General features: G+C 56.7%; 3 rRNA genes. All 3 read left to right on the forward strand.

Going from position 1 to position 5,570, the window contains the following annotated elements:
• Window positions 1-182: 182 nt before the first annotated feature.
• The 3 genes from ACUY4T_RS14335 to rrf all read left to right on the forward strand — a co-directional run bounded on the left by ACUY4T_RS14335 (window position 183) and on the right by rrf (window position 5,562).
• Window positions 183-1,707: ribosomal RNA gene (locus ACUY4T_RS14335) — 16S ribosomal RNA — on the forward strand.
• 440 nt (window positions 1,708-2,147) lie between these two features.
• Window positions 2,148-5,248, forward strand: a 23S ribosomal RNA gene (locus ACUY4T_RS14340).
• Window positions 5,249-5,445: 197 nt separating this feature from the next.
• A 5S ribosomal RNA gene (gene rrf, locus ACUY4T_RS14345) occupies window positions 5,446-5,562 on the forward strand.
• Together the 16S, 23S and 5S rRNA genes form the textbook arrangement of a ribosomal RNA operon.
• The last annotated feature ends 8 nt before the right edge of the window (window positions 5,563-5,570 follow it).

Below are 5,570 nucleotides of genomic sequence, written 5' to 3' on the forward strand. Positions count from 1 at the left end.
ACCCGGGTGCGTCCGTTCCTTGAGAACTCAACAGCGTGCACTATGTTCAATGCCAATTTTTTGAACCCTGACCGGGCCTTTTGGTTCGGGATGGATTCCTTTGATTGATGGACAGTCAGTATTGATTGTTTCTCTGTCAGTGATTTGAACTCCCTGATGCCTTCGGGTGTCGGGAACCATTTTTTTTGGAGAGTTTGATCCTGGCTCAGGACGAACGCTGGCGGCGTGCTTAACACATGCAAGTCGAACGATGAAGCCCAGCTTGCTGGGTGGATTAGTGGCGAACGGGTGAGTAACACGTGAGTAACCTGCCCTGGACTCTGGGATAACCCCGAGAAATCGGAGCTAATACCGGATAGGACCTTTCCTCGCATGAGGTTTGGTGGAAAGTTTTTCGGTCTGGGATGGACTCGCGGCCTATCAGCTTGTTGGTGAGGTAATGGCTCACCAAGGCGTCGACGGGTAGCCGGCCTGAGAGGGTGACCGGCCACACTGGGACTGAGACACGGCCCAGACTCCTACGGGAGGCAGCAGTGGGGAATATTGCACAATGGGCGCAAGCCTGATGCAGCAACGCCGCGTGCGGGATGACGGCCTTCGGGTTGTAAACCGCTTTTAGTAGGGAAGAAGGGCTTCGGCTTGACGGTACCTGCAGAAAAAGGACCGGCTAACTACGTGCCAGCAGCCGCGGTAATACGTAGGGTCCGAGCGTTGTCCGGAATTATTGGGCGTAAAGAGCTCGTAGGCGGTTTGTCGCGTCTGCTGTGAAAACTAGAGGCTCAACCTCTAGCCTGCAGTGGGTACGGGCAGACTTGAGTGGTGTAGGGGAGACTGGAATTCCTGGTGTAGCGGTGGAATGCGCAGATATCAGGAGGAACACCGATGGCGAAGGCAGGTCTCTGGGCACTTACTGACGCTGAGGAGCGAAAGCGTGGGGAGCGAACAGGATTAGATACCCTGGTAGTCCACGCCGTAAACGTTGGGCGCTAGATGTGGGGACCTTTCCACGGTTTCCGTGTCGTAGCTAACGCATTAAGCGCCCCGCCTGGGGAGTACGGCCGCAAGGCTAAAACTCAAAGGAATTGACGGGGGCCCGCACAAGCGGCGGAGCATGCGGATTAATTCGATGCAACGCGAAGAACCTTACCAAGGCTTGACATGTACGAGAACGGGCCAGAAATGGTCAACTCTTTGGACACTCGTATACAGGTGGTGCATGGTTGTCGTCAGCTCGTGTCGTGAGATGTTGGGTTAAGTCCCGCAACGAGCGCAACCCTCGTCGCATGTTGCCAGCACGTTATGGTGGGGACTCATGTGAGACTGCCGGGGTCAACTCGGAGGAAGGTGGGGATGACGTCAAATCATCATGCCCCTTATGTCTTGGGCTTCACGCATGCTACAATGGCCGGTACAAAGGGCTGCGATGTCGTAAGGCGGAGCGAATCCCAAAAAGCCGGTCTCAGTTCGGATTGAGGTCTGCAACTCGACCTCATGAAGTCGGAGTCGCTAGTAATCGCAGATCAGCAACGCTGCGGTGAATACGTTCCCGGGCCTTGTACACACCGCCCGTCAAGTCATGAAAGTCGGTAACACCCGAAGCCGGTGGCCTAACCCTTGTGGAGGGAGCCGTCGAAGGTGGGATCGGTGATTAGGACTAAGTCGTAACAAGGTAGCCGTACCGGAAGGTGCGGCTGGATCACCTCCTTTCTAAGGAGCATCTGGAGGCTTCGGCCTTCCAGGCAGCCGGCATCAAGGCGAACGTCCTTGGTCGGCAGCTCATGGGTGGAACATTGACATAGGTGCTCGTCTGAATGGTTCAGACCTAGTACGCCTGCTTCGGTGGGTTGGAACGGTGGGGGCCGGCCGGGTGGGCACGTGCACGCTGTTGGGTCCTGAGGGACCGGACGTCCTGTGCCTTTCGGGGTGCGGGGGATGGTTTCTTCAGGCCTTCGCCGAAGCCGGCTTCGCTGGTGGGGGTGGGGGTTCTGACCGTCTGTTGAGAACTACATAGTGGACGCGAGCATCTTAGATTCAGCGTCGTTTCGACGTTGGGTCACAAAGATTCGTAGGACGTGCCCTTCGGGGTGCGTTCGACTAATCATTGGTCACCATCATCCTTCGGGGTGGTGGTTTCTGAACTCATGTGATTTCAAGTTTCTAAGAGCAAACGGTGGATGCCTTGGCATCTGGAGCCGAAGAAGGACGTCGTAATCTGCGATAAGCCTCGGGGAGCTGATAAACGAGCTGTGATCCGAGGATTTCCGAATGGGGAAACCCCGCCAGGCCCTCAGGGTGACCTGGTGACTCCCGCCTGAATATATAGGGCGGGTAGAGGGAACGTGGGGAAGTGAAACATCTCAGTACCCACAGGAAGAGAAAACAACCGTGATTCCGTGAGTAGTGGCGAGCGAAAGCGGATGAGGCTAAACCGATCATGTGTGATACCCGGCAGGGGTTGCATGGTCGGGGTTGTGGGACCTCTCGGGCTGTTCTGCCGGACAGCCGCGGTGACGCGTCAGGTATAGACGAACCGGATTGAAAGCCGGACCGGAGTGGGTGTGAGTCCCGTAGTCGAAATGCCTGGCCGGCCGGAGGGGGATCCCAAGTAGCACGGGGCCCGAGAAATCCCGTGTGAATCTGTCAGGACCACCTGATAAGCCTAAATACTCCCAGATGACCGATAGCGGACAAGTACCGTGAGGGAAAGGTGAAAAGTACCCCGGGAGGGGAGTGAAATAGTACCTGAAACCGTTTGCTTACAAACCGTTGGAGCCTCCTTGTAGGGGTGACAGCGTGCCTTTTGAAGAATGAGCCTGCGAGTTAGTGATCTGTGGCGAGGTTAACCCGTGTGGGGCAGCCGTAGCGAAAGCGAGTCTGAATAGGGCGATTCAGTCGCAGGTCCTAGACCCGAAGCGAAGTGATCTATCCATGGCCAGGTTGAAGCGACGGTAAGACGTCGTGGAGGACCGAACCCACTTAGGTTGAAAACTGAGGGGATGAGCTGTGGATAGGGGTGAAAGGCCAATCAAACTTCGTGATAGCTGGTTCTCTCCGAAATGCATTTAGGTGCAGCGTTGCGTGTTTCTTGCCGGAGGTAGAGCTACTGGATGGCCGATGGGCCCCAACAGGTTACTGACGTCAGCCAAACTCCGAATGCCGGTAAGTGAGAGCGCAGCAGTGAGACGGTGGGGGATAAGCTTCATCGTCGAGAGGGAAACAACCCAGACCACCAACTAAGGTCCCTAAGCGCGTGCTAAGTGGGAAAGGATGTGGAGTTGCACAGACAACCAGGAGGTTGGCTTAGAAGCAGCCACCCTTGAAAGAGTGCGTAATAGCTCACTGGTCAAGTGATTCCGCGCCGACAATGTAACGGGGCTCAAGCACGCCACCGAAGTTGTGGCATTGACATATGTGGTAGGCCTTCGTGGTCCAGCCGTGTTGATGGGTAGGAGAGCGTCGTGTGCTGGGTGAAGCGGCGGTGGAAACCAGCCGTGGACGGCACACGAGTGAGAATGCAGGCATGAGTAGCGAAAGACGGGTGAGAAACCCGTCCTCCGGAAGACCAAGGGTTCCAGGGTCAAGCTAATCTGCCCTGGGTAAGTCGGGACCTAAGGCGAGGCCGACAGGCGTAGTCGATGGACAACGGGTTGATATTCCCGTACCGGCGAAGAACCGCCCACACGAAGCCAGGAGTGCTAAGCATCCCAAGCCGTGCCGATCCCTTCGGGGTGACGTGCGGGGCGGCATGCGACCCCATCTGGTGGAGTGAGCGTGATAACAGGTGTGACGCAGGAAGGTAGCCCAGCCCGGGCGATGGTTGTCCCGGGGCAAGCGTGTAGGCCGAGCGATAGGCAAATCCGTCGCTCATGCAGGCTGAGACGCGATGCGGATGAAAAGTGGGTGATCCTATGCTGCCGAGAAAAGCATCGACGCGAGGTTCCAGCCGCCCGTACCCCAAACCGACTCAGGTGGTCAGGTAGAGAATACCGAGGAGATCGAGAGAATCGTGGTTAAGGAACTCGGCAAAATGCCCCCGTAACTTCGGGAGAAGGGGGGCCGGATTCGTGAAGGGACTTGCTCCTGGAGCGTTGAAGGCCGCAGAGACCAGTGGGAAGCGACTGTTTACTAAAAACACAGGTCCGTGCCAAGTCGCAAGACGATGTATACGGACTGACGCCTGCCCGGTGCTGGAAGGTTAAGAGGACCGGTTAGCTCTTCGGAGCGAAGCTGAGAATTTAAGCCCCAGTAAACGGCGGTGGTAACTATAACCATCCTAAGGTAGCGAAATTCCTTGTCGGGTAAGTTCCGACCTGCACGAATGGCGTAACGACTTCCCAGCTGTCTCAACCGCGAACTCGGCGAAATTGCATTACGAGTAAAGATGCTCGTTACGCGCAGAAGGACGGAAAGACCCCGTGACCTTTACTACAGCTTGGTATTGGTGTTCGGTGTGGCTTGTGTAGGATAGGTGGGAGACTGTGAAGCGGGCACGCCAGTGTTCGTGGAGTCATTGTTGAAATACCACTCTGGTCACTCTGGATATCTAACTTCGAACCGTGATCCGGTTCAGGGACAGTGCCTGGTGGGTAGTTTAACTGGGGCGGTTGCCTCCCAAAGAGTAACGGAGGCGCCCAAAGGTTCCCTCAACCTGGTTGGCAATCAGGTGGCGAGTGTAAGTGCACAAGGGAGCTTGACTGCGAGACTGACAGGTCGAGCAGGGACGAAAGTCGGGACTAGTGATCCGGCAGTGGCTTGTGGAAGCGCTGTCGCTCAACGGATAAAAGGTACCTCGGGGATAACAGGCTGATCTTGCCCAAGAGTCCATATCGACGGCATGGTTTGGCACCTCGATGTCGGCTCGTCGCATCCTGGGGCTGGAGTAGGTCCCAAGGGTTGGGCTGTTCGCCCATTAAAGCGGTACGCGAGCTGGGTTTAGAACGTCGTGAGACAGTTCGGTCCCTATCCTCTGCGCGCGCAGGAAATTTGAGAGGATCTGACCCTAGTACGAGAGGACCGGGTTGGACGAACCTCTGGTGTGCCAGTTGTTCCGCCAGGAGCACCGCTGGTTAGCTACGTTCGGGATGGATAACCGCTGAAAGCATCTAAGCGGGAAGCCGGCCTCAAGATGAGATTTCCATCCCCTTCGGGGGGAGAGGCTCCCAGCCAGACGACTGGGTTGATAGGCCAGATGTGGAAGCACCGCAAGGTGTGCAGCTGACTGGTACTAATACGCCGACAACTTGATAATCACCATTCACACCAACGTTGTAAGGCAGTGGTGTGGAGCCAAGGTGACTCGCGTCCACTCTGTGGTTCCCAGCAGACGGGAAAACACACACAATCACACAGTGATACAACCACCCGCCCCGACCGCGACCACGCGGACCCGGGAACGGGTGCACCGAGACCACCACCACACCCCACGGGTGCGGATGGTTCTAGAGTTTCGGCGGCCATAGCGCGAGGGAAACGCCCGGACACATTCCGAACCCGGAAGCTAAGACTCGCAGCGCCGATGGTACTGCAGGGGCGACCCTGTGGGAGAGTAGGACACCGCCGGACATACATTG

This window comes from Agromyces arachidis (assembly GCF_052805135.1).